The sequence below is a fragment of the Croceicoccus sediminis genome (assembly GCF_007570835.1).
Classification (GTDB): domain Bacteria; phylum Pseudomonadota; class Alphaproteobacteria; order Sphingomonadales; family Sphingomonadaceae; genus Croceicoccus; species Croceicoccus sediminis.
Window position 1 is genome coordinate 457,736 of the sequence record NZ_SUNC01000002.1, and the last position, 26,393, is coordinate 484,128.

The window sequence follows — 26,393 nt, forward strand, 5'->3', positions numbered from 1 at the left end:
CGACAAAAGCAGACTTTCGTTTGCTTGCCATTCACTCGGCGCAACCTACATTGGCGGGTGAAAGGACGAATCTGCGCACATGAACGACAACGACCAGCAGCCTAGCGGCAATCCCTGGCTGAAGAGCCTGATGATCTGGGGCGGCATCTTCCTCGGCCTGCTTCTGGTGGTTTCCATGATCGGAGACCGCTCGCAACCGGCCGGAACGCAGATCGCCTACAGCGATTTCCGCGACAAGGTGGCCGAAGGTTCGGTCAGCGAGGTGCAAATCGCGCCCGATCGCATCACCGGCAAGCTGAAGAACGATCAGACGTTCAGCACGATTCCCGTCGGCTCCGACCCGCAGCTCACCACGCTGCTGGCTGAAAACGACGTTCAGTACGAAGGCGTCGCCGCGGAAGAGCCGAACCTGCTGCTCTACATCCTTGCGCAGTCGCTGCCGTTCCTGCTCATCCTTGGCATCGCGTTCTTTGCCTTGCGCCAGGTCCAGAAGGGCGGCGGCGCGGGCGGTGCGATGGGCTTTGGCAAGTCCAAGGCCAAGATGCTCACCGAAAAGCAGGGCCGCGTCACGTTCGACGACGTCGCCGGCATTGACGAAGCGCGCGAGGAACTGGAAGAAATCGTCGAGTTCCTGAAAGACCCGTCGCGTTTTTCGAAGCTTGGCGGACAGATTCCCAAGGGCGCGCTGCTGGTTGGCTCGCCCGGTACCGGCAAGACCCTGCTTGCCCGCGCCATCGCGGGTGAGGCGGGCGTGCCGTTCTTCACCATCTCCGGTTCCGACTTTGTCGAGATGTTCGTGGGCGTGGGCGCAAGCCGCGTGCGCGACATGTTCGAACAGGCGAAGAAAAACGCGCCGTGCATCGTCTTCATCGACGAAATCGACGCCGTCGGCCGTCACCGTGGCCACGGCCTCGGCAATTCGAATGACGAGCGTGAGCAGACGCTCAACCAGCTTCTCGTCGAAATGGACGGGTTCGAGGCGAACGAGGGCATCATTATCATCGCGGCGACCAACCGTCCCGACGTGCTTGATCCCGCGCTGCTGCGTCCGGGCCGTTTCGACCGTCAGGTTGTCGTGCCCGTGCCCGACATCGACGGGCGCGAGAAGATCCTCTCGGTCCACATGAAGAAGGTGCCGCTGGCGCCCGACGTCAATTCGCGCACGATCGCACGCGGCACGCCCGGCTTTTCGGGTGCCGACCTTGCGAACCTCGTGAACGAGGCCGCGCTGCTGGCCGCGCGCCGCAACAAGCGGCTGGTCGCCATGCAGGAGTTCGAGGACGCGAAGGACAAGGTCATGATGGGCGCGGAGCGCCGATCGATGGTCATGACCGACGACGAAAAGAAGATGACTGCCTATCATGAGGCAGGGCACGCGCTCGTCTCTATGAACGAGGACGCGTCGGACCCGATCCACAAGGCCACGATCATTCCGCGCGGCCGCGCGCTGGGCATGGTCATGCGCCTGCCGGAACGCGACAACTATTCGTATCACCGCGACAAGATGCATGCGAACCTGTCGGTCGCGATGGGCGGCCGCGTGGCAGAGGAAATCATCTTCGGGTACGACAAGGTTTCGTCCGGCGCGTCGAGCGACATCCAGTACGCGACCGATCTTGCCCGCAACATGGTCACCAAGTGGGGCATGTCTGACAAGCTCGGCCCGTTGCAGTACGAGGCGAGCCAGGAAGGCTATCTCGGCATGGGCCAGACCCAGCGCACGATGGCCAGCGATGAGACGAACAAGGTCATCGATGCCGAAATCCGCAAGCTGGTCGACGATGCCCATGCGCGCGCAACCGATATCCTGAAGACGCAGGAGGACAAGCTCCACCTGCTGGCGCAGGCCATGCTTGAGTACGAGACCTTGACGGGGGACGAGATCACGCACCTGCTGGAAAGTGGTGAGATCGACCGCCCTGACGAGCCGAAGGGCCCGCGCCGTCCGCTCAGCACAGGCAGTGTCGGCGTGCCCAAGGCAGGTCGCCGTCTGGGCGGGGGCACCGCGCCGCAGGGCGCCTGACCCGCCTTCCTCTCGGAACCGGTCTGCATCGCCGTTGGTTCCCATAGGGACAACCTATGAGGTGACGACGATGCGCACGACCCTGATTGCCCTTTCCGCCATTGCCCTTCTGGGCCTGGGCGCCTGTTCCGAAGAGACCGAGCAGAACGCAACCGAAACGCTGGACCGCGCGGCGGCCGATACGGTCGACAATGCCGAGGTGGTTGAAAACGCCGTGCGCGAAAAGACGATCGAGGCCGCCGACAAGATCAGCGCGGAACTTAAACAGGACGAACAGACCGATCCCGATCAGGGCGACGGCAAGCTCGACGGCACGGACTGAGTTTTCAGGTCAGGACGATCTCGGGATAGAGATCGTCGACGGCGATGCACCGGCTGGCCGGGTCTGCGATCATTTCGCGCAGGCCCGCCTTTGCCTCGTCGAGGATGTCGGCACCCAGCAGGATGACTTCCTTCGGGACGGCGCGGCTGAAGATCGCGCCATGCTGGTCCCGCCGGGCGACATATAGCGGGGCATCGCTGTGTGCCAGTTCCACCAGTGCCGCCCAATCGAGCCTGAGCATGGTGTCACCCTTCTTCCCCGCCACGATGGGATCGGCAAAGGCGTCTTCGCCGTCATGGCGTGAAAGAACGACCTGTCCCACCCCTTGCGCGCCGAAGACCTGGATCTCTGCCGTGGTCATCCCATTGAGCGGGACCGGTTCTCTCACCCGGTAGGTCCCGTCCCCTGCAAAAGCGCGGATCGACCATTGCGAACCGTCGTCCCGCCATGACCAGAACCATTGCGTTTCCAGCAGGGTTCCGTCGGCCGCGACATTGGCGTGGGCATCGAAGGTGTAGCCGGGCGATGCGTAGCGGCATTGCCACCCCGGCGTCGGTTCGTGCGGGCGCGTGATGCATGCCGAGAGGACGAGCGGCGCAAGCGCGATCAGAGCCTTTATCTTCATGCCACGCTCCTTCAGGCTTCTGCCAAAAGGATTACAGCGCGCCACGATCTACGCAATATCAGATGTTTATCACATCGATCCCAGCAGCACGATCGCCCCCATGAACAGCAGCGCGGTGAAGTTTATGAAGATCAGCAGCGCCGCCGTGCGCCATAGCGCGGAACGCCGCCGCAATTCGTAAGCACCCTTCACGTGTCGGTAGAGATGCACGATCGGCACCGTGATGCTGAGCAGCAGGATCAACCCTTCGGGCGCGCCGAGCAGGGCGATGACGCTGACGATGATGAACCACAGCGACATGAAGGCGATCGAGTAGGTGACGAAGACCGTGTGATCGTAGAGCCCGACCCCGCGCTTCCAGAAAAACAGCAGCCACACGAAGGGCAGCGACAGCGGGATCAGCAGCCACGAGAACTTGTACCCGTTCGACTGCATCTTGTAGATCATCAGCTTCGGGTTCTGCTGCCACTTCCTGATGATGTGTTCGTCCAGCCAGGAACTTCCCGATTCGAATGTCTCGCCGTCTGACCCGATGCCGGTCGTGATCTTCTTCGCGCTTTGCAGGGTGTCGAGATCTTCCTCCGCCTTGGCGAGCGCCGCTTCCACTTTCGCGCGGCCCGCAGCATCGGCGGGCATGGCCTCAAGCTGCGCCAGCGCGTCGTCGCGGCGCGCCTCGGTTTCTTCCTGCAGTTTCGCGACCGAGGACACGACATCGACCCGGCCGGTATCCGCTTCTTCCTGCGCGCCGGACTTGCCCGCGATCTGGACCAGCGCGAACATGATGAAGACCGAGAACAGGAACAGGCCCATCGGCGAGACGAAGCGTGCGCGTTTACCGTCGATGTAATCGCGGGTCAGGCGACCCGGACGGAAGGCCAGCATCGGCAGCGTGCGCCAGGTCTTGCCCTCGAAATGCAGAACACCGTGCAGCAGGTCGTGCAAAAAAGCGCCGAGCGTGCGGTGCAGATGCGCGGGCTGGCCGCAATGGGCGCAGTAATTGCCCGTCAGCGGCGTTTCGCAGTTGAGGCACGCGCTTTCGTGGAAGTGGCCCTTGCCGCCGCGGCTGACCGCGCCGGTTTCCGGCTCCACCGCGCGGCCCAGCGCGGTTCCGGTAACCGCGGTGCCCAGACCCTCAAGGTCGCTCATGCCCATACCCCCGTTGTCGTCCCGCCGGGTATCCTATGCTGCATTCGCGCAATGAAAAAGGGCCGCCCCGCAAGGAGGCAGCCCTTTTTCACAAGCCGCAGGCCGGTTCAGGCCCGCAGGCGATCAACCGGCGTCGTAATCGCTGCCGATCGAGGTGTTGCGTGTCGGCGCGGCGGCGGTGAGGCGAAGTGCCTCTGCCGAACGCGACAGCGAGCCGATTTCATCGATTTCGTCGTCGTCATCGACGGCAACCTTCTGAAGACCCTGGATAAGGGCTTCCTTCAGATCCTTGGGCTTGAGGTTTTCTTCCGCGATCTCGCGCAGGGCGACGACCGGGTTCTTATCGCGGTCGCGGTCGACGGTCAGTTCGGAACCCGCGGAAATCTCGCGCGCACGCTGGGCAGCCAGCAGGACGAGATCGAAGCGGTTCGGGATCTTGTCGACGCAATCTTCGACGGTAACGCGCGCCATGGGGCACTCCCACAAGAAACTAAGTTGACGGGAAAGGGCCGCAATTAGGGGCAGACCTGTCAAGAGTCAAGGATTGCGGCGCGGCCCGCTTGCCCCCAGAAGGTGGTCCATGGACAAACCGGCAACCCTTGAACCTGCGCAGATGGACGAGCCGGACTATCGCGATCCGCCCCCTTTCACGGTTGAGGCACAGGGCCAGACCCTGACGTTCTATCCCGCCGGGCAAGACAGGCTGGAGGCGCTGATCGAGCTGATCGATTCGGCAATGGAAAGCCTTTCGGTCTGTTTCTACATCTTTGCCGAAGACGAAAGCGCCCGCCGGGTGCGCGATGCCATGGCCGCGGCCGCCCGCCGCGGAGTGACGGTCAAGCTGGTCGTCGACGGCTTCGGCGCGGCGGCGAGCGATGCTTTCTTCGAACCGCTGGCGGCGGCCGGCGGGCAGTACTGGCGCTTTTCGGCCCGCTGGTCGCAGCGTTACCTGATCCGCAATCACCAGAAGATGGTCATCGTCGACGATGAGCGCGCCATGATCGGCGGCTTCAACGTCGAGGACAGCTATTTCGACCCGCCCCAGCGCAACGGATGGAACGACCTTGGCATGGTGGTCACCGGTTCTGTCGTCGATGATCTTTCGCGCTGGTACGGCAAGATGGAAGGGTGGGTTTCCGACCCGAACGCCAACTGGCGCGCAATCCGCCGCATCCTGCGCGAATGGGACCCCGGCAAGGGGCCGGTGCGCCTTCTGGTCGGTGGGCCGACGCGGGGCCTGTCGTCATGGTCGCGCTGCGTTTCCGAAGACCTGATCCACGGCGACCGGCTGGACATGATGATGGCCTATTTCTCGCCGCCGAAACGGCTGGTCCGCCGTATCGGGCACATTGCGCAGAAGGGCGAGGCGCGGCTCTTGATGGCGGGAAAGTCGGACAACGGCGCCACCATCGGGGCGACCCGCGCGCTCTATCGCTATCTGTTGAAGCGGCGCACGCGCATCTGGGAATTCGTGGCCTGCAAGCTGCACACCAAGCTGATCGTTCTGGACGATCGCACTTATATCGGCAGCGCCAATTTCGATATGCGCAGCCTCTATCTCAACCTCGAACTGATGCTGGTGATCGACGATCCCGCCCTTTCCGACAGGATGCGCGAATTCGTGGCCGAGCACCTGCCCGCCTCGCTCGAGATCACGCCGACAGTGCACAAGACCCGCGCGACGGTATGGAACCGCATCCGCTGGCGCGCATCGTGGTTCCTTGTCGCCGTCCTCGACTACACGGTGAGCCGCAGGCTGAACCTGGGTCTCTAGCTGCACCGCGTTTCAGCGCGTCGCCGACTGCACCGGGTCTCTGCCCTTCTGCAAATAGGCTTCGTTACAATGCGATACGAACCGCGACGGGACTTTGCTCCTCCTTCATTCTAGCGACGTTGCAAGAGGACCATGCATGACGGTCCCAAGCAATTCACGAGGGAGGATTTGAATGAAGGGTCGGCTTTACGCGAGTAGCTGTATGCTCGCTGCACTCGCTCTATCGGCGTGCGGAGGTGGTGACGACGATGAACCCGTGCCGACCACCATTGGCGGCACATCCTCGCCCACGCCGCCCGCTGCAACGCCTACGCCGACCGCCGGACCAAGCACCAGCTTCGGATCACTACCAGATGCGGTAACGAAAGAGGCCTTCGCCAGCTTCGAGTTTTCGGCGAGCGGGGCAGCGCGCTTCGAATGCAGCCTTGATGGAGCCGCTACCGAAGCTTGCGAAAGCCCCTTTCTCGTCTTCCCGCTCTCTACCGGGGCACACACTCTGTCTGTCACGGCGTACGACAGCGCAGGAAACGAAGGCTCCCCCGCCGACACATCGTGGACGGTGAGCAGCATTTTCGGCGATGCGGCCGATGCTTCGCTACACCCTGAAATCACCCGCACTACCGTCAGTCCTGCATTGGTCGCTCCAAACAGTTGGAAGGGCATCCTGCGGATCAATTGCGATTTCGCTCATTCGGATTACGACGATCCGATCGTCTACCCCGGACAGGACGGCGCGGCGCATCTTCACCGTTTCTATGGCAACACGCTGCTCGACGAGAACAGCACCATCGAAAGCCTGTTCACCAGCGGCGAGTCGAGTTGCCAGGGCAACACCTTGAACCGGTCCGCCTACTGGGTACCGGCCCTTCTGGCCCCGTCCTACGATCCGGGTAGCGGTGCACGATTGAACGATGACGCGGGCGAACCGGCATGGAAGGTCGTCCCTGCGGTGGTCGGCAGCGACGATGTCGCGCATGAAATCTTCTACTATTCGGCGGGGGTATCAGACCTCAGCTCGATCCAGCCGATCCCGCTGGGGCTGAAGATGATTGCAGGCAATCATATGGGCCAGCCGGGGATGGAGCAGGATACGTCCATCGTACGCTGGCACTGCCAGTCCTGGTTCTCCGATGAAGCCACCAATCCGCGCTGGAGCACCTCGATACCCGAATGCAAGGCGCCCGACCGGCTGCGTATGGATATCTTCTTCCCCAGCTGTTGGAACGGTACCGATCTGGATTCGGCCGATCACAAGAGCCACCTTGCCTACCCGATCGAAAACGGGGCAGACATGGTCTGTCCGTCGAGCCATCCCGTGCCGATCGTGCGGGTGAGTTTCCACTATGCGTGGGGCGTTCTGCCCGAGGTCTATGATCCGGCCACCGAAACCAGCCGCGGATGGCGCCTGGCCTCGGACAGCTACGATGCGACGATCAGCACACCGGGCGGCATGTCGCTGCATGGAGATTGGTTCAATGCATGGCATCCAGAGGCGTTGCAGGCAATCGTGGACACATGCATCAAAGGAGGGTTCGATTGCCACGACGGGAATTTGGGCACCGGCTTCCGCCTTTCCGGCACCCGACCGGGCACACAATCCGAGCCGGAGATTATCAACAAGGGGCGCGGCAACTAGCGAGGTGGCACCACCTCCGATCAACCCCGTTGGCAGTTATCGGCTCTAGATATCTCGGCGGAAGACGATGTCTTGCGGATCGTCGCTCGAGAAAAGCTGGAACCCAAGCCTTTCCAGCAATTTTATAGACCGCAGGTTAGCCGAGTCCGCCGAGGCTGAAACGTTCGTTACTCCGAACCCGTTTGCGAGCAATTCTAGCATCGCTTTCGTGGCTGCAAAGGCCAAACCTTCTCCCCAATAGGGGGCGCCCAGGACAAACCCGATCTCGGCAGTTCGGTCTGCCTCGACGCTCGCCTGAACGTAACCGACGACCTGGCCCGTCGATCGGCGTATCACCCAGTTCAACCACTGTTCGCTGCCATCGGGGGATTGCCGCGTCTCCAGTTTCGATAATCTTTGCCGCAGCTCTTCTTCGCTTCGGGGTGGCTTGCTGTCGATAAATTCGTGAACCGCCTCGTCATGCAGCAGCGGAAAGAGTTCCGGCGCGTGCGCCGCGACCTGAAGCTCTAACGTCACGGTCGGCAATCGGGCTTCGTTCTTCATCGGCTTTCGTTTCCATCCCTACCGCAATTTGCGACGTCTGCTCTCCACGCCATTACAGACGTTGATCCGGTCGGACAGCAATGTCTGTAATCAGGGTGGAAGCCGACAGGCCATATTTGGCGAACGCTGACAAGCGCCAGCGGGAAGAACCGCCCCGACGAGCCAACCCACACGCGCAGACCTATGCCTGCGCCGCATTCGCCGCTAGAGCGTGATGTTCGAATTATTCGGATGATTGCAAACTCATGGCCTTGCTGGTCTTTTACGTCGCGCTTGCACTGTGTGTCTCGTTCCTGTGCTCGCTGCTCGAATCCTCCCTGCTGACGATCACGCCGTCGCAGGTCCGCACCGCGCAGGAACAGGGCGCGGGCTGGGCCAAGTCGATGAAGCGGTTGAAGGACGACATCGAACGGCCGCTGGCCGCGATCCTCACGCTCAACACGATTGCCCACACAATGGGCGCGGCCGGGGCGGGCGCGCAATATGCCGCGCTCTATGGCGACGGCGGAGAGGCGGTCTTTGCCGCGGTGCTGACGCTGGCCATCCTGGTCGTCACGGAAATCATCCCCAAGACACTGGGCGCGCGATATGCGGTCGGGTTGTCGCCGTTCAGCGCGCGGCTGCTGCCGTTCCTGATCTCTGCGCTGGCCCCGCTGGTCTGGGCATCGCGGCAGGTCACGAAACTCATCACTTTCGGGAAGTCATCGCGCGTGCCGCAGCACCGCGAGGAATTGCTGGCCGTCGCCAGCCTTGGCCAGGCATCGGGCCAGCTTGCCAGCAGCGAGGTCCGCTTCGTCAAGAACATGCTGCAACTGAACGCGATCAAGACTGCCGACGTCATGACCCCGCGCACGGTTGCCTTCTGCCTGTCGCTGGACAAGTCGTTCGACCAGTTCGCCCGCGAAGTGCGCGAAAGCTCGCATACGCGCATCCCGGTCTATGAAACGAACGTCGATCACATCAAGGGCTTCGTCCTGAAAGGCGAAGTGCTGGCGATGATGACGCAAGACGATCCCGCGGTGCAGTCACTGGAACCCCTGGTGCGCCCGCTTCCCAGCGTGCTGGACGAATTTTCCGTCGACCGCCTGTTCCACCGCATGATCGCCGAACGCCATCACATCATGGCCGTCGTCGACGAATATGGCACGTTCCTCGGCCTCGTCACGCTGGAAGACGTGTTGGAGACGATCTTCGGGTTCGAGATCGTCGACGAGTTCGACAAGGTCGCCGACATGCAGGCCTATGCCCGCGAATTGTCGCGCAAGCGGACGGGGGCAACGGGGCGCGGCGGCGATCAGTAGGGCGGTTTGGTTGGCGGTATGTTGGGAGTGGGGTGGCTTCCCGGCGGTCTGCTGAACTCAAAAGTCGCAACAAAACGGAGTTAAGCTACCCGGCGAAAGCAGGCGCGTAGTCGACACGGCCTCTTGGCACCTCGGCAGCGAAGTTCAGCCGCATAAAATATTCGGACGGCGCTGCGTAAAATCGCAAACCTTCATCCCGCTCAAACCCAAATCGACAATAGTAAGCGGGATCGCCAAGTACCACGCATCCGGCAGCGCCCTGAGAGCAAAGTCGCTCTAAACCTGTGCGTATCAGAGCGGAACCGATGCCTAGCTGCTGGTGATCGGGGCTGACCGATACCGGCCCAAGCCCAAACCAGCTTTTATCTGCTCCGTCGATCGTGATTGGCGAAAAGGCAACGTGCCCGACAAAAGTGTTGCCTTTGATCGCGACCAGAGAAATCGTCAGTGCGCCAGCCGTCCGTAGCCGTGCAATAATTTCCGGCTCAGTCTGGTCGCTGTGCTCCACACCGGCGAACGCCTGTGCGGTGACTTTGGCAATTGCAGAGTGATCACTCTCTTGCTCTTCTCGTATGATCATCCTTTGGAGTGTAACGATTACCCGCTACTGGTCTATCGAGTTTATGATCTTAACGTCAGCAACCGCGCGGCCATCCGACAACCACATCTCCCGCCAAACCTATTCGTTAGCGTACCCGTAATCGTCATCGACGAGGTCAGAGAACTTCGTGATGCGCGATTCGAAGCGCATGCGGACCCGGCCGGTGGAGCCGTGGCGCTGTTTGGCGACGATCAGTTCGGCGATGCCGGTCACCTGCTCCATCTTGGCGCGCCATGCTTCCCACTTTTCGTGGACGTCGGCGGGATCGTTCTCGTCCGGCAGCTTCGGTTCGACCGCCTGCACGTAGTAATCCTCGCGGTAGACGAAGAGGACGATGTCTGCATCCTGCTCGATCGAGCCGGATTCGCGAAGGTCGGACAGCATCGGTTTCTTGTCTTCGCGCTGTTCGACGGCGCGCGACAGCTGTGACAGCGCCAGCACCGGCAGGTCGAGTTCCTTGGCCAGCGTTTTGAGCCCGCGTGAAATTTCCGAAATCTCGTTCACGCGGTTGTCGTTGGCGCGGCCCGAACCCTGCAAGAGCTGCAGGTAGTCGACCACGATGAAGCCGATGTTGTGGCGGCGCTTCAACCGGCGGGCACGCGCGCGCAGCGCCGCGATGGTGAGCGCCGGGGTATCGTCGATATAGAGCGGCAGTTCGGCCAGTTCCTGGCTTGCGCGCGAAAGGGCCTGGAAATCCTCGCGGCTGATCTTGCCGGTGCGCAGGTCGCCCGACGAAATGCCCGACTGTTCGGCAAGAATACGTGTGGCCAGCTGGTCTGCGCTCATTTCCAGGGAGAAGAACGCGGTTGCCGCGCCCACCGATTCCTCTTCGCTGATGCCGTCGGCCAGATCGCGGCGCAGGCGGTTGGCCGCGTTGAACGCGAAGTTGGTGGCAAGCGAGGTCTTGCCCATGCCCGGACGTCCGGCAAGGATCAGAAGGTCGGAATTCTTGAGGCCGCCCAGCTTCTGGTTGACCGAGGAAAGGCCCGTGGTGACGCCCGCGACGTGGCCGCCCGAATTCAGCGCCTGTTCGATCAGCTTGATCGAGGTGCGGGTCGCCTGGGCAAAACTTTGCGTCTCGGTCCCGGTCGTGGTGCCTTCGGCGACCTTGTAGAGCGCGGATTCCGCGTGCTCGATCTGCTGCATCGGGTCGACCGCTTCGGACGTGTCCATCGCGTCGGTGACGAGCTGCCGGCCCACGGACACCAGCTGGCGCAGCAGGGCCAGGTCGTAGATCTGTTCGGCCAGTTCGAACGGCGCGATCAGGCCCTGCGAATCCGCGGTCAGGCGGGCAAGGTAATTGATGCCGCCCATTTCCTTCATCGCCTCGTCCGCCTCGAAGTAAGGCTTCAGCGTGACGGGGGTGACCACGGCCTTGCGGTCGATCAGGGTCAGGATCTTTTCGTAGATCCGCTTGTGCAGCGGTTCAAAGAAATGATCGGGCATGAGGTGCGTGTTCAATTCCTCGATCACGCGGTTGTCGATCAGGATCGCGCCCAGAAACGCTGCCTCCGCCTCTACGTTGGCGGGCAGTTTCTGCCCTTCGTCGTCATTGGAAGGGTGCAGCGGAATCGCATCGTTGAGTGCCATGGAGCAGCGTAATGCTCCCCCGTTCGCCGCCTATCAAGCAGAGATGTTTCCACACCCTGTGGGTAGCGGGCATCAGTCCCGCGTGACGAGGAAAACGGCGTGTTCGCCGGTCAGATTCGCAAACCGCTGGCGCGATGGCTGGCCACCTGTGAAGAACCAGGACCGTTCTGCCCGGATACCACGTTCGGCCAGAAGCGAGCGGAAGTCGGCGATTGTCAGGTGGTGGATATTGGGCGTTTCGTACCAAGCCACCGGGATTGCTTCGGTCACCGGCATCTGCCCGCCGAGCATCAGCGACGCGCGCACGCGCCAGTGGGCGAAATTGGGGAACGAGACGAACCCGCGCGGCGCGATGCGCAGCAGGTTTTCCAGGATCAGGTCGGGCCGCCGCGTCGTCTGCAACGTCTGCGACAGGACGGCGTAATCGACGGAACTGTCCGGGTAATAGACAAGGTCGGTATCGGCATCGCCCTGCATCACCGACAGGCCCCGCCCGACGCAGGCGGCGACATTCGTGGGGTCGATTTCCAGCCCGCGGGCATCGCAGCCCTTGGCCGTGAGCGCGGCCATCAGCTCCCCGTCGCCGCACCCGATGTCGAGCACGCGCGCGCCCGGCTGGATATGGTCGGCGATGACGGCAAGGTCGGGGCGCAGCGTGCCGGTTGCAGCAGGGCTCATCGGATGAAGCCTTTCACCACGCGGTCGAGATCATCGTTGTCGAGCAGGAAGGAATCGTGCCCGAACGGGGCCGACAGTTCCATGAAGCTGACCGGATGGCCCGCCGCGTTCAGCGCGTGGGCGATCGTGCGCGATTCGCTGGTGGGGTAGAGCCAGTCGGTGTCGAAGCTGACGAGGCAGAACCGCGCCTGCGTATTCCGGAACGCGTCGGCCAGCTTGCCGCCGTGTTCTTCGGCCAGGTCGAAATAGTCCATGGCGCGCGTGATATAGAGGTACGAGTTCGCGTCGAACCGGTCGGTAAACGACAGGCCCTGGTAACGCAGGTACGATTCGATCTGGAAATCGGCGTCGAAGCCGAAGGTTTTGGCGTCACGGTCCTGCAAGCGCCGACCGAACTTTTCGGTCAGGCCCTGTTCCGAAAGATACGTGATGTGCGCGGCCATGCGTGCGACGGCAAGCCCGGATTCGGGTCCGACCTTGCGCGGGTCTTCGCCGGTCGCGCCGTAATAATCGCCGCCGTTCCACTTGGGATCGGCCATGATCGCCTGACGCCCGACTTCGTGAAACGCGATGTTCTGGGCCGAATGGCGCGACGTGCTGGCGATGATGAGCGCGGCATCGATGCGGTCACCGAAATTGGCGGCCCAGCTAAGCGCCTGCATCCCGCCCATCGACCCGCCGACGACGGCGTGGAGCCGGTCGATGCCCAGCGCGTCGACCAGCGCGACTTGCGCGCGGACCATGTCGCGAACGGTGATGACGGGGAAGGTCATGCCATAGGGCGCGCAGCTTTCGGCCATGCTTGCCGGGCCGGACGAGCCCATGCACGATCCGATGACGTTGGAACAGATGACGAAGAACCGGTCGGTGTCGATCGGCTTTCCGGGGCCGACCATGCGAATCCACCAGCCCGGCTTGCCCGTGATCGGGTGCGGCGATGCGACATGCTGATCGCCCGTAAGCGCGTGACAGATCAGGATCGCGTTCGACTTGTCCGCGTTCAGCGTGCCGTAGGTTTCGTAAGCGACTTCGACGTCCGCAAGGCTGCGCCCGCTATCCAAGGGCAGCGGCTGCGCCAGCTTCAGGACGGGGCCGGCAGGGGTATTTTCGGGCGTCGGTGCCATGGGGCGCCGGGATTGGGGCGAAGCGGCATCCGTGTCAACGATTGTAAGTGCTGTGAAGATCGCGGTGATGGTTGCAAAAGTTACATTTGATATTGGCCCAACTGGGGCTAGAGCGCCGTGCTATGACCGGCCGCCGAATTGCACCGAGCCCGAAGCCCTGGATCGAGGGCATCCACGCCTATGTCCCCGGCAAGTCCGCCAGAGCCGATGGACGCCCGCTGGTGAAGCTGTCCGCGAACGAGAATCCGCTGGGTTCCAGCGCGCTGGCGATCGCCGCGCGGCGCGAGGCGAACCGCCCTTCGATCTATCCCGACCCCGACAGCCGCGCGCTGCGCGAGGCGCTGGGTGAGCTTCACGGCATCGATCCGGCGCGCATCGTGTGCGGTACGGGTAGCGACGAGCTGCTGAACCTGGCGGCGCAAGGCTATGCCGGGCCGGGCGACGAAGTGATCTACGTCCGTTACGGATTCGCGGTTTACGACATCGCGGCGCGCCGCTGCGGGGCCGTGCCCGTCGTTGCGCCGGACAAGGATTACGGCACCGATGTCGATGCGCTGCTGGCCTGCGTGACCGAAAAGACGCGCGTCGTGTTTGTCGCAAACCCCAACAACCCGACCGGAAGCTATATTCCCGCGTCCGAACTGGCGCGGCTTCAAGCCGGGCTGCCCGATGGTGTCCTGCTGGTCGTCGACCAGGCCTATGGCGAATATCTGAGCGCGGACGAGGACGATGGCGGCATGGCGCTGGCCGCCGCGCATGACAATGTCCTGGTCACGCGCACGTTCAGCAAGATTTACGGCCTTGCCGGTGACCGCATCGGATGGGGCACGGGTTCGCCTGCGATCATCGATGTCATCAACCGCATCCGCGGCCCCTTCAACGTCGGGCTGACTGGACAGGCCGCTGCCGTCGCCGCCGTGCGTGATCAGGATTTCGTGCGCGCCAGCCGCGATCACAACTTGGCCGAACGCACCCGTTTCGAAGCGTCGATCGCGGCGCTGGGCAATCAGGGCATTCGCGCCGTGCCCAGCAAGGCGAATTTCGTGCTGGTCCTGTTCGAAGGCCCGCTTTCGGCAGAACGCGCGCTGAACGCCATCGGCGAGGCGGGCTATGCCGTGCGCCACCTGCCGGGGCAGGGGCTGCCCGATGCGCTGCGCATCACCATCGGCACGGCATCGCAGATGGACGACATCGTCACCGTCATCGCCCGCGAGGCGGAGGCCGTATCGTGAGCGAGGTCGAGACACCCATCGAAGCCCCGTTCGCCAATGTTGCGATCATCGGGCTCGGCCTTATCGGCGGGTCGGTCGGCCTTGCCGTGCACGAAGCGATGCCGGACGTGCGGACATTCGGCTGGGACGCGGATGCCCATGTCCGCGAAGTCGCGGCGGAGCGGAACCTTGCCCACGCCATTCCTGCCAACATCGACGATGCGGTGGCGGACGCGGACCTTGTCGTCCTGTGCGTCCCGGTGCGCGCGATGGAGGAAGTGGCGGCGCAGCTGAAGGGCAAGCTCAAGCCCGATTGCGTCATCAGCGACGTGGGTTCGTGCAAGAAGTCGGTGGCCGACGCCATCGCCCGCCAGCTTCCCGGCCAGCCCATCGTGCCCGCGCATCCCGTTGCCGGCACCGAACATTCGGGGCCGGGGGCTGGCTTTGCCTCGCTGTTCCACAACCGCTGGTGCATCGTGACGCCGGGCGAGGGGGTGGATCAGGTCCACGTCGACAAGGTCATCGCCTTCTGGCGCGCGATCGGGGCGACGGTCGAAACGATGGCGCCCGATCACCACGACCGCGTTCTGGCCGTGACCAGCCATGTCCCGCACCTCATCGCCTATACCATCGTCGGTACGGCCTCTGACCTTGAGGAAGTGACCCGCAGCGAGGTCATCAAGTATTCTGCCGGCGGTTTCCGCGACTTCACCCGCATCGCCGCGTCCGACCCGACGATGTGGCGCGACGTGTTCCTGTCGAACAAGGACGCCGTGCTCGAAATCCTGCAGCGGTTTTCAGAGGACCTGACCGCGCTGCAACGCGCGATCCGATGGGGCGACGGCGATGCGTTGTTCGACCATTTCAGCAAGACCCGCGAAGTGCGCCGTTCGATCATCGAGGAAGGGCAGGACGATGCCCGTCCCGATTTCGGTCGTCACGACCATGGCGAGGTGCCAGAGCCCGAGGCCTGACTATTCGGGCGGATTGAGCGCGTTGATCGCCTCGAACACGCGCGTCTCCACTTCATCTCGCGAAAGACCCGGCGGAATGACTTCCCCGATCCGGTAAGTGATCGTCCCGCGCCGCTTGGGGCTGCACTGATAGAGCGGCCCGCTGTTCACCGCGACCGGCACGATCGGCAGGCCCAGCAACTTGTAGATGCCGTAAAGCCCGCTTTGCATCTGGCCGCGTTCGCCGTGGGCGACGCGGGTGCCTTCAGGGAACAGCAGGAAATCGCGGCCTTGCTTTTTCAGCGCCGAGGCCTGTCTTCCCATCGAACGCAATGCCTTGGCCCCGGCCTGCCGGTCCACCCCGATCACGCCGTAATGGCCCGCCGCCTGTCCCCACAGCGGGATCGAGAGCAGTTCGATCTTGCCGAAGGGGACGATGGGCCCGCGAGACAGGTGCGGGCTGTCGATCGCCTCGAAAAAGCTCTCGTGCTTCACCGCGAAGAACTTCTGCCCTTCGGGTATCTCGCCCTCGACCACGACCTTGATGCCCAGGATCCCGGTCACGCACCAGCGGTGCCAGGTCGACCACCACTGCGGCGGATGCTTCACCGCGCCTGGAATGATCAGCGCGGGAAAGCACAGCAGCACGAGGATCAGTGAGCCGCCGTAGAAGAAAATGCTGAAGAGAAGCGTGCGAAGCCAGTTCATGGTGAGTGCGTTACAGGTCCAGCCAGCGAGCGACGTGCCCGATCAGGAACTTGTGATATTCAAGGAACAGCATCGCGAAGGAAGGCTCGCTCGTCACCGCGTCGCGCAGGATCACGATATCGGGATCGATCGAGGTTTCCAGCTCGAACGCGGCGCGGCGCATGTGCCAGTCGCTGGTGACGAGGCGGATCGTGCGCATCTTGTTGTCGATCGCCCATTGCGCGGTTTCCGCCGCATTCGTGCGCGTGTCGACCGCGTCGTAGCCCAACGTGATGCAGCATTCCATAAGGCTTGCGGGAATATCGTATTCGGCGGCCAGTTCCTCGGGCCGGACCTCGCGGTCGACGCCCGATACCAGCATCTTTTGCGACCAGCCTTCGCGAACGGCCTCTATCCCGCGCTCTATCCGGCCGCCCGCGCCCGTCAGCACGACGACCCCGTCGGTCTTCGTGTCATCGGCTGGCTGCGGCAACAGCACGGCAAACCACGCGAAACCGAGCAGCCATGCAAGCAGGAGAAAGGCGAATATCCGTCGGAACATCTGAATGTCTTGTTAGGCGCAGCAATCGCGCGCCGCAACGATGCTCACGGCATTCTGCGCAGCGTTGCCAGAACGGTGACCCGCGCCGTGAACGCGGCCAGCGCGACACCGGCAACGGGGATCAGCACCAAGGCGATCCAGTCGTACCAGTGCAGCCCTGCCGCGGTATTGCCGGGGCCGAGGTCGGCGAAACGGCGGCCCAGCGCGATGATCGTGGCTTGCGCGACGGCAAAGCCTGCCGCGCCGCCCGCCGCCGCGCTCATCCCCGCGGTCTTCTGGAACATCTGCGCCACTTGCGAATCGTGCGCACCCAGAAGATGCATGATCTCGATCGTGTCGTGATTGGCGGCCAATGCGCTGCGGCTGGCCAGCAGGACCGATGCCGCCGTCGCCGTCACCAGCAGTCCGACAAGCGCGACGGCCAGCCACTGCAAGGCCGAAATCGCGCCTTCCAGCGGGGCGAGCCAGTCCATGTCCGCGCTCACCGTCGCATCGGGAGCCGGTTCGGCCAGCGCCTTGCGGATCGCGTCTATGCCGCCGTCCTGTGTCTCGGCCGTGAGGCGCAGCTCGATCAGTTCGGGCAGGACCAGCAGGCTGTCATCGCCCGGCTCGCCATCGTCCAGCGCCGCATCGCCCAGCCACGGGCGCAGCAGGGCCTCGCGCTCGGCATCGGTCAGGCGGCGCACGTCGCGAACGCCCGGCATCTGGCGCAAGGCATCCACCGCCGCGCTGGCCTGCTTCCTCGCCTCGTCCTGGGCCGGACCCGCGATCTGGACGGTGACACCGCCGGCAAGGTCGGCCTCTGCCGTGCGCGCGATTGACCCCAGCGCCAGCCCGCCCGCCGCGGCCACGACGGTCAGCGCGGTCATGATCGCGATCACCCACGGCACCGGGCCGGCCACCGCCTTCTGGCTGAGCAGGGGCGCGCTGGCCGGTTTGGGGAACCAGCGGTTGCGCAGCGCACTCGCGCCGCGCTTCACTGCGATCCACGCTCTCTCGCGCCCGGTCAGGATCATCGTGCGCTCTTCCGGTCGGGGGGATTGCGCAGCACGCCGGTCGGATCGTCGAGCCGTCCCTTTTCCAGCCGCATCACCGCCGCATCGCCCTGCCGGTGCATCAGTGAGGTATCGTGCGTCGCCAGAACGACGGTCGTGCCCATCTTGTTCATCGCCGTGAACAGGTGCAGCAACCGCACCGCCATCTGCGGATCGACGTTGCCCGTCGGCTCGTCCGCGACAAGAAGTTCGGGCCGCGTGATGACCGCGCGGGCAATCGCCACGCGCTGTTGCTCCCCGCCCGACAGGGTGGAAGGCCGCTGGTTCGTCGCACGGCTCAGTCCCACCCATTCGATCATGTCGGTGACGGGATCGACCAGTTCCTCCTCGGCCACACCCGCCAGCCGCAGCGGCAGGGCCACGTTGTCGAACACGGTCAGGTGCGGGACCAGCCGGAAATCCTGGAACACCACCCCGATCCGGCGGCGCAGCTGGGTACGCCTCTCGCGCGACAGCACGCTGGCATCGTCGCCGAACATCGAGATCGCGCCCCGCGAGGGGCTTTGCGCAAGGTAAAGCAGCTTGAGCAGCGTCGTCTTGCCCGCGCCCGATGGGCCCGTCAGGAAATAGAAGCGCCCCGGATGCAGCTTGAACGTGATGTCGGACAAGACCTCGCGCCCCGCGCCATAGCGCAGCCCCACGTTCTCGAACCGCACGATCGGGCCGGTCGGATTGCCGAAACCGGGGGCGGCAAGGTCAAGGGGAGAAGGGTCGGGGCTCACGGATCCAGCGCATCACCTGCCGGGCAAATCCGGCGCGAATAGGGGCCGAACCGCTTCTAGCGCCCGCCAGTGGGTTATTTCCAGTCCTATTCATGTGGATAAACCCGCTTTGGGCGGGGTGCAGGGGCAGCAGCCTATTGCCCCCGATTCGCCGCCGTAGTTTAGTCCTGCCATGCAAATAGCCTGCCCTGCCTGCCAGACGCGCTATTCTCTCCCGGACGGAGCGATCGGACCGGAAGGACGGACGGTGCGCTGTGCCAAGTGTCGGCACAGCTGGTTCGAAGCGGGTCCTGGCGCCGAAGCTGAACCCGCTCCCGAAGCGCCCGCGGCGCCCGTGCCGCCAACCGAAAGCACGCCCGTGCCGCCCGCGCCGACGACCGGTGGCTGGGACGAGGCTCCGGCAGAGCCTGTTTCTACGCCGGCGCCGCCTACCTATCCCGACACGGGATACGATACCGCGCCAGAGCCGACTTTCGCGCAGCCCGACACCCCGGCGGAGCCGATGCCCGGCACGCCCGAGCCCTACGCCGAAAATGCGGCCGGGGCAGAGGCGTGGCCCGAAGCCCCCGAATTCGACCGCCCGGACGCTACCCCGGTTGCAGCGGCGCCCGAACACGTTCCCGCGCCGCCCGCACCGGAAATGCCCGCCGCCGCCTATGAAGAGGGCGAGTGGACGGAGTACGAGGAGGAGCCGGCTCGCAAGTCGAAGCTGCGCCTGATCGTCGTGATACTGCTGGTCCTGGCCGCGGTGGCCGCCGCCGCCTTCTTTGCCGTGCGCCACTACGGCGCGCCGGAATGGATGCCGGTGGGGCAAGTCGCTTTCGCCCCCGCGTCCGAAGACCTGCAACTGGAATTCCCGGTCGAGGAACAGGATCGCCGCAAGCTGGAAAACGGGCTTCAGTATTTCGCGGCCAGCGGCACGGTGACCAACACGGGCCGCCAGACGCAATATGTCCCCGACGTTCAGGTCGTGCTGCGCGACGCGCAGGAACGCGTCGTCTACTCGTGGGAGCTTGAACCGCCCAAGCGCGAACTCGCCCCGGGAGAGTCGCTGACCATCAACGAGGCTGTGACCGACGTTCCGGCCTCTGCGCGCGTGGTCGAGATCGGCTGGAAGGCCAGCTAACCGCAGCCTTTTTTCGCTTGCGCGAAATTTCCTTTCATCGCCTGTTGCGCGGGGTCTCAACCGTTGCTAATGGCACGCGCCTACCCGGCGGCGGTATCCGATTCCGATCGGTCCGCACGCTTGCTACAGGTGCGGTCGTGGCGGAATTGGTAGACGCGCAACGTTGAGGTCGTTGTGGACGAAAGTCCGTGGAAGTTCGAGTCTTCTCGACCGCACCAAGTAGCCCGATCCATGTATCACCGGGCATCGTCTTCATCCGTAAATGCGGATGGCCGATCACGGTGATCATGCCAGGGCTGCGCCGGACATGGCCGACGATTTTTCGTTTGCCGAATTCCGGTTGTTGACAAGGTGAGGCAACGCTCGCTATCGGCGCTGCCCTACCCGCACGATGCAACATGGCATCGCGCATGTGTGCCCAGATGGCGGAATTGGTAGACGCACCGTCTTCAGGTGGCGGCGCTGGCAACGGCGTGGAGGTTCGAGTCCTCTTCTGGGCACCATTTGTTCTTCTCACGTTCTCCCAAATAATCTATAAAACCCGCAGAAATCCTAGGGATTCGGCCCTTGGATCGTTCCGGATCGTCCCGCCTGTTCTCGGGGGTTCCAGACACTTTTGTGGGCCTTTTGAGGCCGTTTCGCAAAGGCCCAGATGAAAAGGCCCCCACATGCCTCTGACAGATACTCGCCTCCGCGCACTCAAGCCCAAGGATAAGCCGTACAAGGTAACCGATGAGCGCGGCCTGTATGTCGAGGTCACGCCGACCGGCAGCAAGCTTTGGCGATTCCGATACCGGATCGGCGGTGCGCAAAAGAAGCTCTGCATCGGCAGCTATCCCGACATCAGCCTCAAGCAAGCCCGAGACGCGGCCTACGAGGCGCGACGAGCTGTTGCTTCTGGGGGCGACCCTGCCTTTGAGAAGCGGAAGCAGAAAATCCGCGCCGAGTTCCTTTCTGCACAGACGTTCGAGGCAGTCGCGCGTGAGTATATCGAACAGATGATGGTGCAGAATGGCTGCGCCGATGGCACGATCGTCAAGGCCAACTATTTCCTCGACAAGCTTGCGCCTGCTATCGGGAACCGACCCATCCACGAGATCGAGCCGTTCGAAGTCCTGGCTCCTCTGAAACGGCTGGAAGCCACTGGTAAACATGAGACTGCGAAGAAATGCCGCTCGTTCGCAGGCCGCGTGTTTCGCTACGGGGTCGCAACGACCCGTTGCAAATCCGATCCGACAAGTATGCTGAAGGGTGCTCTCGTAACGCCGCGAGCCACGCATTATGCAGCAATCCTCGAGCCCACCGAGCTAGGCGGACTGCTGCGCGCAATCGACGACTTCACTGGCTACATGGTGACGAAGCTGGCTTTGCAGATAGCGCCGCATGTATTCGTACGCCCCGGCGAACTCCGGCACGCCGAATGGCATGAGATCGACATAGTCGATGGGGTCTGGAAGATTCCTGCCGGTAAAATGAAAGCGCGCCGAGCGCATGCCGTCCCGCTTTCCAAGCAGGTTAGAGGTTATCTCTCTGATCTGGGCGAGATGCTCGGCCGCGAAGGATATGTTTTCCCATCTGCGCGCAGCTCCAAGCGTCCCATGAGTGAAAACACGCTCAATGCCGCATTCCGTCGCATGGGATACTCGAAGGAAGAGGTCACCGCGCACGGACTCCGGGCGACAGCATCAACATTCCTGAACGAGTCGGGACTTTGGAATCCGGATGCAATCGAGCGTGCCCTCGCACATGGCGACAGCAATGTTGTGCGTGGCATCTACCATCGCGGCAAACATTGGGACGAGCGTGTGCGGATGGCTCAATGGTGGAGCGACTACCTCGATGAGCTCCGGACAGGAGGAAGGGTCATCCAGGGCAAGTTTGCGAAGGGTTGATCGAGAGAACGAATTTCTTCTCACCCAATGCAGGATTGGAGGCTTAGGATCAGCCCCGCCAGGGACACAGACGCCAACAAGGCGAACTCAATTCTGATGCCCCAGATTCGAAGCCAATTCCGCATTGTGCCGAGCCTCAGTCGTAGAGCTTTGGCAGCCAAGCTGATCGAAGCGCTCAGCAACAGTTTTCCAAGTTGCTATGCCTGCCTCGTCCCCTTCGTTGGATAGCCGCTGGATTTGCTGCGCGATATACGCGGTTCCCTCTTCGCCGTGGTTCTTTTCGACCCAGAGCGCGACAGCCCACAATTCCTGATCGCGGTTCAGCACCATGGCTCACGTCTCCCGGTCCAGGTCCGCGCCAGCCCTTCGCTGACCAGCTGATCGCCAAGCGAGCGGCCGCCGCGCGTTACAACCCGCAATTTGCGACCGTACTGATCCTTATCTCTGCTCCCGATAGTCCTCAGTTCAAAGGGCCCGTCATTGAGCAATTCGACAAGGCGGTACGTCGCGCGCATGCCGAGTTGGTATTCATAGTCGCATCTGGGCTGGCCAATTTCTGGAGTGTCGATGTCGGCAATGCGGATCTTCACGCCATCAAGCCAGAAAGTATCTCCATCCACGACGCATGTGCGCCGGATCGATCCGCAGATGTCGAATTGTGGGGAGCTCGCTTGCTGGAATAGAGTTTGAGGCTGCTGATCGTCGTTACGAAGGCTGGCATCATGGACTGGCCAGTTGAGTGCCAGCATCCCTCCAGCAAATACGATCGCGAACGCTCCCAAACCCAACGCGATCTCCTTTCTCAGCTTGCGGCGCTTCTGTGCCTTCAACGCGTTGCGAAAGTCGAAAGGCTCACCGGGGGGCTCATTCACAAGCGTCGTCCGTCTTCATTCCGGCACATGATTTCAGACAATTGCCGGAAATCAGGCAGTTTCGTCAATTGTACGTACCAATTGCTTGCCAACGTCCCAATACAGAGCGGACATATTGCGGCGTTTCACCATTTTTGGGAATGCCGCGTGATCGGGAGACGGCACCTGGGCCCGCATTGTAAGCAGCCAAGGCCAGGTGGACCGCTTCGAACCGGTTCAACATGTCGCGAAGATACCGGGCGCCACCGTCGATCGATGCAAAAGGGTCATGACGGTTCCGAACGCCCAGTTCGCGCGCGGTGGCCGGCATAAGCTGAGCAAGTCCGGCAGCACCCGCTGGACTCACAGCCATCGGATTGAAGCGGGACTCAGCCCAGATAAGAGCACGAAGCAGGTTGGTCGGAAGCCCGTACCGGCGCTCAGCCTCGGCTATTGCCGCCATATACAGGCCTTCCCGGTAGGACACGTTTGCTGGCCCGGCCTGGTAGATTGCAGGAAGATATTCCCTTGCCGGCTGGTCCGCCTTCGGCGGAACGATCGCGTGCTCGAACAAGGTGAAATGCTGGGCGCGGACCTGCTGTGCGGAGGTCGCGATCATCCCCAGACAGGCGACCGCTATCGCGGTCAGACGATTGAGGCAATTCATCTCGATCAGTGCTCCATTGATTCGAATCACAATGGAACATAAATAGAACATATGCCTGTAGGAAATCGGGAATTGGATTTTGGGGCTGCCGACCAAGCAAAAAGCGACATCGGGAGGTGCGCTGGCCGGGATTCGCGCAGGCTGATCGCGAAGCAGCGCCGACTGTGCCGGCATCTGAGCGAAGCGTGCCGTGATACGCGCAAATGCGGCCGGAATTTGCGCGAATCACTGAAGGAAGCCGATTCGCTCCCTCCTCTATGTTCTCTTAATGTTCTTTTCGTTTTCCTACAGGCTTCCTTCGCGGTTAGCCGGTGAGTCGATCACCTCCAGAGAAAAGGACTCGTCGATGACCAACATGGCGCTCTTTGCCGAACAACAGGTTCGCGCCGACCTCGCCCGGCTGCTTTTGGCAGCCGTCGAAGCCAGCGGCCGTGCCCGCTGCGACATCGCGCGCGACGCGCAGATCCACAAGGATGCCCTGCGCCGCGTCCTTGCCGGCGAACGCTCGGCCAGCCTCGGTGAAGCCTTGCGTATTCTCGCCGCGTGCGGCGTCGCTCCGCATGCGCACCTGCTGCTGTTCCTCGGCAGTAGCGGCGATCACGCGATTGCGTGGCTGCAATCGGACCTCGCGCAGTTCTTCGAGGACTTTTCCGGCGAACTGCCTTCAGCACTCGAACGAGTCCTCGGCAATCAGGTTCATGACGTGAAGCCGCGTTGGGCCAAGGGTACGGCGCACCGTGTCGCCCGCCTGCTTTCCGATCACATCGATGAGCTCGAACGCAAGGACGCGCTGCTTGGCGATGTCTTCGCCGGTGCCGAAGGAGGCCATCGTGGGTGAAGAGATCGACAAAGGAGCGACGGAGTCTCGCAGGGCGACGCGGCTAATTCGCTTGCCCGAAGTGCAGCACCAGGTCGGGCTTGGCCGTTCGACGATCTATCGCTGGATGAGTGAAGGCAAGTTTCCGAAGCCGGTGCAACTCGGTGGTTATGCGGTCGCATGGGCGGAAGACGAGGTACAGGCCTGGATAGCGACGCGGCTGAAATGAAGGCGAACAGTCCATTCATGGACGATCTGGATCTGAATCTCGGAATTGCAGAAGCGGACGGGGTTTGGGGTCCTGCGCAGGAATCTTCGCAGACGGATCGAGACCCGGATAATCCTTATCGAAGCCGACCCCATGTCTTCGCGTGGATTAGGGCAAGGGATCCTGTCCGGACCACCATGGTTGCAGGCAGTTATCGCAACAGGCGCCGTCACATCACAATCGTCTTAAGCTCGATGCTTGCTTGCTACTGGCTTGCGGGGAAGCTGGCCTGTCCGGAGCGCACGTTCAACTATGGATCGTAGCGAAGAAGTCGCAACGCATTGAACACGACGAGAAGCGTCGATCCTTCATGCATTACGACAGCGGGCCCGATCCCAAGGCCGAATATGGTCGCGGGAACCAGCAGAGCGACCACGCCCAGGCTGACATAGACGTTCTGGCGGATGATGCTGCGCGATTTGCGAGACAGGCCGACAGCAAAGGGCAGATGGCGCAGATCATCCGCCATCAAAGCGACGTCCGCCGTTTCAAGCGCGACGTCGGATCCGGCGGCGCCCATGGCGATGCCGACTGTGGCGCGCGCCATGGCGGGCGCATCATTCACTCCGTCGCCGACCATGGCGACCTTTGCTTCCCGGCTGAGCGCCTCGATAGTCGCGACCTTGTCTTCGGGCATGAGGTCGCCGCGCGCCTCGTCCAGCCCCACCTCGGCGGCGATAGCCTCGGCAACCTTGGCGTGATCGCCCGAGATCATGAGCATCCGTTCAATGCCAAGCTTGCGCAGTTCCTTCAGCGTCTCCTGCGCGCCGTCGCGCGGCGTATCCATCATCCCGATTACGCCGAGATCGCGTCCGCCGTAGCGCACGGCCATCGTCGTGCGCCCCTCATCGCGCAGCTTCTCGATGGCGTCGGCTGACGGTGTGCCGAGTGGTTCGAGCCCATCCGCGCCGAACATCTCCGCCTTTCCGATCCATGCCGTCTTACCTTCGAGCATGGCTTTCACGCCGCGTCCGGTCAGGCTTTCCAGGCCCTCGGCTTTCCGATCCGCTGGTGCGTCCAGACGCGCCTTGCCATCCCTAACGACCGCTTGCGCCAGCGGATGGTCGCTCAGCGCCTCGACCGCCACGGCGACTTGCAGCAACTCACGTTCATCAATGCCCGGGGCCGGGATCACATCGGTTATCCGCGGCTCACCTTCGGTGAGCGTGCCGGTCTTGTCGAAGGCGATGGCCTTCAGCGTGCCGAGATCTTCCAGCGCTGCACCGCCTTTCACCAGCACGCCGCCACGTGCCGCGCGGGCAACGCCGGACAGCACGGCACTGGGCGTGGCGATTGCCAGGGCACAGGGACTGGCCGCGACCAGCACGGCCATGGCACGATAGAAACTCTCGCTGAAAGGCTCGTCAATCACCAGCGGCGCACAGAGCAACAGCGCGGCCAGCAGTAGCACGAGAGGGACAAATATGCGTTCGAACTTGTCGGTCATCCGCTGGGTGGGCGAGCGTTCGGTTTCCGCTGCAGCCACCAGCGCGGCAACCTTGCTGAGCGTGCTTTCGTTCGATTTACGCGTTACCTCGATTTCCAGCGCGCCGCTGCCATTGATGGTCCCGGCAAAGGCGCGCGAGACGGCATCGACGGCGCCGGCAGCCGTGCGCGCTGCGGCACGATCCTCAACCGGACGTTTGTCGACCGGAATGCTCTCGCCGGTCACGGGTGCCTGATTGATGGCAGACTGACCCTTGATGATGAAACCATCGGCAGGCAGGCGCTCGTTGGGACGGACCAGCACGACGTCGCCGACGACAAGTTCCTCGACTGCGACATCGACCGGCGATCCGTCGCGCAGCACGGTCGCGCGTTCGGGTGCAAGTTCGGCCAGCGCGTCGATCGCGCGCTTCGCGCGGCCCATGGCGAAACTTTCCAGCGCATGACCCAGGCTGAACAGGAACAGCAGCAGTGCGCCTTCCGCGAACTCGCCCAGGATCGCCGCCCCCGCCGCCGCGACGAGCATGAGCGAATCAATCTTGAACTGGCGTGCCAGCGCATTCTCGACTGCTTCGCGAAGCGTGAATAGTCCGCCGAAAAAGTAGGCGGCGACATACCCTGCCAGAGGCACCCAGTGCGGCGCGGTGGGCACCAGCTTCTCTACCGCAAACCCCACCGCCAGCGTGATGCCGGAAAGGATGGCGAAGGCCAGTTCTACGGGGAGGCCGAAAAGCTTGGCAACCCCATGCGCGTGATCGTGATTGTCAGCCATA

Annotated in this window: 27 protein-coding genes, 2 tRNA genes and 1 pseudogene; 14 read left to right on the forward strand and 16 right to left on the reverse strand. The window is 62.9% G+C overall.

Going from position 1 to position 26,393, the window contains the following annotated elements; translation table 11 throughout:
- Nucleotides 1-79: 79 nt before the first annotated feature.
- A complete protein-coding gene (gene ftsH / locus FAX90_RS10265; protein WP_144097282.1) occupies nucleotides 80-2,023 on the forward strand; it encodes an ATP-dependent zinc metalloprotease FtsH in 1,944 nt (647 codons plus the stop codon).
- A 70-nt stretch (nucleotides 2,024-2,093) separates the two neighbouring features.
- Nucleotides 2,094-2,345, forward strand: a complete 252-nt coding sequence (locus FAX90_RS10270; protein WP_144097283.1) for a hypothetical protein — start codon at nucleotides 2,094-2,096, stop codon at nucleotides 2,343-2,345.
- Nucleotides 2,346-2,349: 4 nt separating this feature from the next.
- Here FAX90_RS10270 and FAX90_RS10275 read toward each other — a convergent pair whose 3' ends face one another.
- The 3 genes from FAX90_RS10275 to rpoZ all read right to left on the reverse strand — a co-directional run bounded on the left by FAX90_RS10275 (nucleotide 2,350) and on the right by rpoZ (nucleotide 4,587).
- Nucleotides 2,350-2,970, reverse strand: coding sequence for a hypothetical protein (locus tag FAX90_RS10275; protein WP_144097284.1), 621 nt, complete (start codon nucleotides 2,968-2,970; stop codon nucleotides 2,350-2,352).
- A gap of 69 nt (nucleotides 2,971-3,039) precedes the next feature.
- Complete coding sequence (locus FAX90_RS10280; protein ID WP_144097285.1) at nucleotides 3,040-4,116, reverse strand: DUF3667 domain-containing protein; 1,077 nt, start codon at nucleotides 4,114-4,116, stop codon at nucleotides 3,040-3,042.
- Nucleotides 4,117-4,239: 123 nt separating this feature from the next.
- Complete coding sequence (rpoZ, locus tag FAX90_RS10285) at nucleotides 4,240-4,587, reverse strand: DNA-directed RNA polymerase subunit omega (RefSeq protein WP_144097286.1); 348 nt, start codon at nucleotides 4,585-4,587, stop codon at nucleotides 4,240-4,242.
- 109 nt (nucleotides 4,588-4,696) lie between these two features.
- On the opposite strand from rpoZ, the gene FAX90_RS10290 reads away from it, so the two are divergent.
- Together FAX90_RS10290 and FAX90_RS10295 are read left to right on the forward strand one after the other, a co-directional pair.
- Nucleotides 4,697-5,890, forward strand: coding sequence for a phospholipase D-like domain-containing protein (locus FAX90_RS10290; protein ID WP_144097287.1), 1,194 nt, complete (start codon nucleotides 4,697-4,699; stop codon nucleotides 5,888-5,890).
- A 172-nt stretch (nucleotides 5,891-6,062) separates the two neighbouring features.
- A complete protein-coding gene (locus FAX90_RS10295; protein WP_205700663.1) occupies nucleotides 6,063-7,526 on the forward strand; it encodes a DUF1996 domain-containing protein in 1,464 nt (487 codons plus the stop codon).
- A 45-nt stretch (nucleotides 7,527-7,571) separates the two neighbouring features.
- On the opposite strand, the gene FAX90_RS10300 is transcribed toward FAX90_RS10295, so the two are convergent.
- Nucleotides 7,572-8,069: a GNAT family N-acetyltransferase gene (locus FAX90_RS10300; protein ID WP_144097288.1), complete on the reverse strand. Its 498-nt coding sequence runs from the start codon at nucleotides 8,067-8,069 to the stop codon at nucleotides 7,572-7,574.
- 245 nt (nucleotides 8,070-8,314) lie between these two features.
- Here FAX90_RS10300 and FAX90_RS10305 point away from each other — a divergent pair, with 245 nt between their 5' ends.
- The gene (locus FAX90_RS10305; RefSeq protein ID WP_144097289.1) at nucleotides 8,315-9,370 is read left to right on the forward strand and encodes a CNNM domain-containing protein; all 1,056 of its coding nucleotides are present in this window, start codon (nucleotides 8,315-8,317) and stop codon (nucleotides 9,368-9,370) included.
- An 85-nt stretch (nucleotides 9,371-9,455) separates the two neighbouring features.
- Here the strand turns inward: FAX90_RS10305 and FAX90_RS10310 are convergent, their stop codons facing one another.
- From FAX90_RS10310 to metX, 4 genes are all read right to left on the reverse strand, one after another.
- A complete protein-coding gene (locus FAX90_RS10310; RefSeq protein WP_144097290.1) occupies nucleotides 9,456-9,950 on the reverse strand; it encodes a GNAT family N-acetyltransferase in 495 nt (164 codons plus the stop codon).
- Nucleotides 9,951-10,049: 99 nt separating this feature from the next.
- The gene (locus FAX90_RS10315; RefSeq protein WP_144097291.1) at nucleotides 10,050-11,561 is read right to left on the reverse strand and encodes a replicative DNA helicase; all 1,512 of its coding nucleotides are present in this window, start codon (nucleotides 11,559-11,561) and stop codon (nucleotides 10,050-10,052) included.
- Between the two features lie 72 nt (nucleotides 11,562-11,633).
- A complete protein-coding gene (gene metW / locus FAX90_RS10320) occupies nucleotides 11,634-12,239 on the reverse strand; it encodes a methionine biosynthesis protein MetW (protein ID WP_144097292.1) in 606 nt (201 codons plus the stop codon).
- Nucleotides 12,236-13,363 carry a homoserine O-acetyltransferase MetX gene (gene metX / locus FAX90_RS10325; protein ID WP_144097293.1) on the reverse strand — a complete coding sequence of 376 codons (1,128 nt, stop codon included), beginning with the start codon at nucleotides 13,361-13,363 and terminating at the stop codon, nucleotides 12,236-12,238. The genes metW and metX overlap by 4 nt, the downstream gene beginning before the upstream one ends.
- Nucleotides 13,364-13,485: 122 nt before the next feature.
- Here metX and hisC point away from each other — a divergent pair, with 122 nt between their 5' ends.
- A complete protein-coding gene (hisC, locus tag FAX90_RS10330; RefSeq protein WP_144097294.1) occupies nucleotides 13,486-14,595 on the forward strand; it encodes a histidinol-phosphate transaminase in 1,110 nt (369 codons plus the stop codon).
- Nucleotides 14,592-15,548, forward strand: a complete 957-nt coding sequence (locus tag FAX90_RS10335) for a prephenate/arogenate dehydrogenase family protein (protein WP_240704841.1) — start codon at nucleotides 14,592-14,594, stop codon at nucleotides 15,546-15,548. Before hisC ends, FAX90_RS10335 begins: the two co-directional genes overlap by 4 nt.
- Here FAX90_RS10335 and FAX90_RS10340 read toward each other — a convergent pair whose 3' ends face one another.
- From FAX90_RS10340 to ftsE, 4 genes are read right to left on the reverse strand one after another with little or no spacing between them, the layout of a single operon-like run.
- Nucleotides 15,549-16,235 carry a lysophospholipid acyltransferase family protein gene (locus FAX90_RS10340; protein ID WP_144097295.1) on the reverse strand — a complete coding sequence of 229 codons (687 nt, stop codon included), beginning with the start codon at nucleotides 16,233-16,235 and terminating at the stop codon, nucleotides 15,549-15,551. It lies immediately after the preceding gene.
- Nucleotides 16,236-16,245: 10 nt separating this feature from the next.
- Nucleotides 16,246-16,776: a YdcF family protein gene (locus tag FAX90_RS10345; protein WP_144097296.1), complete on the reverse strand. Its 531-nt coding sequence runs from the start codon at nucleotides 16,774-16,776 to the stop codon at nucleotides 16,246-16,248.
- A gap of 44 nt (nucleotides 16,777-16,820) precedes the next feature.
- Nucleotides 16,821-17,792 carry a cell division protein FtsX gene (locus FAX90_RS10350; RefSeq protein WP_144097297.1) on the reverse strand — a complete coding sequence of 324 codons (972 nt, stop codon included), beginning with the start codon at nucleotides 17,790-17,792 and terminating at the stop codon, nucleotides 16,821-16,823.
- Entirely contained in the window at nucleotides 17,789-18,553 is a 765-nt protein-coding gene (gene ftsE / locus FAX90_RS10355) for a cell division ATP-binding protein FtsE (RefSeq protein WP_205700664.1), read from the reverse strand. Before ftsE ends, FAX90_RS10350 begins: the two co-directional genes overlap by 4 nt.
- Before the next feature lie 172 nt (nucleotides 18,554-18,725).
- On the opposite strand from ftsE, the pseudogene FAX90_RS16920 reads away from it, so the two are divergent.
- From FAX90_RS16920 to FAX90_RS10375, 5 genes and pseudogenes are all read left to right on the forward strand, one after another.
- Nucleotides 18,726-18,821: pseudogene (locus FAX90_RS16920) on the forward strand (zinc-ribbon domain-containing protein); the annotation flags it as partial.
- Nucleotides 18,822-18,887: 66 nt separating this feature from the next.
- Nucleotides 18,888-19,679, forward strand: coding sequence for an FxLYD domain-containing protein (locus tag FAX90_RS10360; RefSeq protein ID WP_240704842.1), 792 nt, complete (start codon nucleotides 18,888-18,890; stop codon nucleotides 19,677-19,679).
- 131 nt (nucleotides 19,680-19,810) lie between these two features.
- Nucleotides 19,811-19,897 (forward strand) — tRNA-Leu (locus FAX90_RS10365).
- Between the two features lie 198 nt (nucleotides 19,898-20,095).
- A tRNA-Leu gene (locus FAX90_RS10370) sits at nucleotides 20,096-20,182 on the forward strand.
- Between the two features lie 165 nt (nucleotides 20,183-20,347).
- Nucleotides 20,348-21,571, forward strand: a complete 1,224-nt coding sequence (locus tag FAX90_RS10375) for a tyrosine-type recombinase/integrase (RefSeq protein ID WP_144097298.1) — start codon at nucleotides 20,348-20,350, stop codon at nucleotides 21,569-21,571.
- A gap of 87 nt (nucleotides 21,572-21,658) precedes the next feature.
- Here FAX90_RS10375 and FAX90_RS10380 read toward each other — a convergent pair whose 3' ends face one another.
- The 3 genes from FAX90_RS10380 to FAX90_RS10390 form a co-directional block, all read right to left on the reverse strand.
- Nucleotides 21,659-21,901, reverse strand: coding sequence for a DUF6961 family protein (locus FAX90_RS10380; RefSeq protein ID WP_144097299.1), 243 nt, complete (start codon nucleotides 21,899-21,901; stop codon nucleotides 21,659-21,661).
- A complete protein-coding gene (locus FAX90_RS16825) occupies nucleotides 21,892-22,443 on the reverse strand; it encodes a thermonuclease family protein (protein WP_240704843.1) in 552 nt (183 codons plus the stop codon). Before FAX90_RS16825 ends, FAX90_RS10380 begins: the two co-directional genes overlap by 10 nt.
- A 64-nt stretch (nucleotides 22,444-22,507) precedes the next feature.
- Nucleotides 22,508-23,089, reverse strand: a complete 582-nt coding sequence (locus tag FAX90_RS10390; RefSeq protein WP_144097414.1) for a lytic transglycosylase domain-containing protein — start codon at nucleotides 23,087-23,089, stop codon at nucleotides 22,508-22,510.
- A 346-nt stretch (nucleotides 23,090-23,435) separates the two neighbouring features.
- Between FAX90_RS10390 and FAX90_RS10395 the strand changes: the two genes are divergently transcribed.
- A complete protein-coding gene (locus FAX90_RS10395; RefSeq protein WP_144097300.1) occupies nucleotides 23,436-23,927 on the forward strand; it encodes a hypothetical protein in 492 nt (163 codons plus the stop codon).
- Nucleotides 23,920-24,135, forward strand: coding sequence for a helix-turn-helix transcriptional regulator (locus tag FAX90_RS10400; RefSeq protein ID WP_144097301.1), 216 nt, complete (start codon nucleotides 23,920-23,922; stop codon nucleotides 24,133-24,135). The genes FAX90_RS10395 and FAX90_RS10400 overlap by 8 nt, the downstream gene beginning before the upstream one ends.
- Before the next feature lie 289 nt (nucleotides 24,136-24,424).
- On the opposite strand, the gene FAX90_RS10405 is transcribed toward FAX90_RS10400, so the two are convergent.
- Nucleotides 24,425-26,392 carry a heavy metal translocating P-type ATPase gene (locus FAX90_RS10405; protein WP_144097302.1) on the reverse strand — a complete coding sequence of 656 codons (1,968 nt, stop codon included), beginning with the start codon at nucleotides 26,390-26,392 and terminating at the stop codon, nucleotides 24,425-24,427.
- Nucleotide 26,393: the final 1 nt, after the last annotated feature.

Bases quoted from the DNA above. Each gene is read 5' to 3' on its own strand.
- ftsH (WP_144097282.1), top strand. From the start codon at position 80: ATGAACGACAACGACCAGCAGCCTAGCGGCAATCCCTGGCTGAAGAGC.
- FAX90_RS10270 (WP_144097283.1), top strand. From the start codon at position 2,094: ATGCGCACGACCCTGATTGCCCTTTCCGCCATTGCCCTTCTGGGCCTG.
- FAX90_RS10275 (WP_144097284.1), bottom strand. From the start codon at position 2,970: ATGAAGATAAAGGCTCTGATCGCGCTTGCGCCGCTCGTCCTCTCGGCA.
- FAX90_RS10280 (WP_144097285.1), bottom strand. From the start codon at position 4,116: ATGAGCGACCTTGAGGGTCTGGGCACCGCGGTTACCGGAACCGCGCTG.
- rpoZ (WP_144097286.1), bottom strand. From the start codon at position 4,587: ATGGCGCGCGTTACCGTCGAAGATTGCGTCGACAAGATCCCGAACCGC.
- FAX90_RS10290 (WP_144097287.1), top strand. From the start codon at position 4,697: ATGGACAAACCGGCAACCCTTGAACCTGCGCAGATGGACGAGCCGGAC.
- FAX90_RS10295 (WP_205700663.1), top strand. From the start codon at position 6,063: ATGAAGGGTCGGCTTTACGCGAGTAGCTGTATGCTCGCTGCACTCGCT.
- FAX90_RS10300 (WP_144097288.1), bottom strand. From the start codon at position 8,069: ATGAAGAACGAAGCCCGATTGCCGACCGTGACGTTAGAGCTTCAGGTC.
- FAX90_RS10305 (WP_144097289.1), top strand. From the start codon at position 8,315: ATGGCCTTGCTGGTCTTTTACGTCGCGCTTGCACTGTGTGTCTCGTTC.
- FAX90_RS10310 (WP_144097290.1), bottom strand. From the start codon at position 9,950: ATGATCATACGAGAAGAGCAAGAGAGTGATCACTCTGCAATTGCCAAA.
- FAX90_RS10315 (WP_144097291.1), bottom strand. From the start codon at position 11,561: ATGGCACTCAACGATGCGATTCCGCTGCACCCTTCCAATGACGACGAA.
- metW (WP_144097292.1), bottom strand. From the start codon at position 12,239: ATGAGCCCTGCTGCAACCGGCACGCTGCGCCCCGACCTTGCCGTCATC.
- metX (WP_144097293.1), bottom strand. From the start codon at position 13,363: ATGGCACCGACGCCCGAAAATACCCCTGCCGGCCCCGTCCTGAAGCTG.
- hisC (WP_144097294.1), top strand. From the start codon at position 13,486: ATGACCGGCCGCCGAATTGCACCGAGCCCGAAGCCCTGGATCGAGGGC.
- FAX90_RS10340 (WP_144097295.1), bottom strand. From the start codon at position 16,235: ATGAACTGGCTTCGCACGCTTCTCTTCAGCATTTTCTTCTACGGCGGC.
- FAX90_RS10345 (WP_144097296.1), bottom strand. From the start codon at position 16,776: ATGTTCCGACGGATATTCGCCTTTCTCCTGCTTGCATGGCTGCTCGGT.
- FAX90_RS10350 (WP_144097297.1), bottom strand. From the start codon at position 17,792: ATGATCCTGACCGGGCGCGAGAGAGCGTGGATCGCAGTGAAGCGCGGC.
- FAX90_RS10375 (WP_144097298.1), top strand. From the start codon at position 20,348: ATGCCTCTGACAGATACTCGCCTCCGCGCACTCAAGCCCAAGGATAAG.
- FAX90_RS10380 (WP_144097299.1), bottom strand. From the start codon at position 21,901: ATGGTGCTGAACCGCGATCAGGAATTGTGGGCTGTCGCGCTCTGGGTC.
- FAX90_RS10390 (WP_144097414.1), bottom strand. From the start codon at position 23,089: ATGAATTGCCTCAATCGTCTGACCGCGATAGCGGTCGCCTGTCTGGGG.
- FAX90_RS10395 (WP_144097300.1), top strand. From the start codon at position 23,436: ATGACCAACATGGCGCTCTTTGCCGAACAACAGGTTCGCGCCGACCTC.
- FAX90_RS10405 (WP_144097302.1), bottom strand. From the start codon at position 26,392: ATGGCTGACAATCACGATCACGCGCATGGGGTTGCCAAGCTTTTCGGC.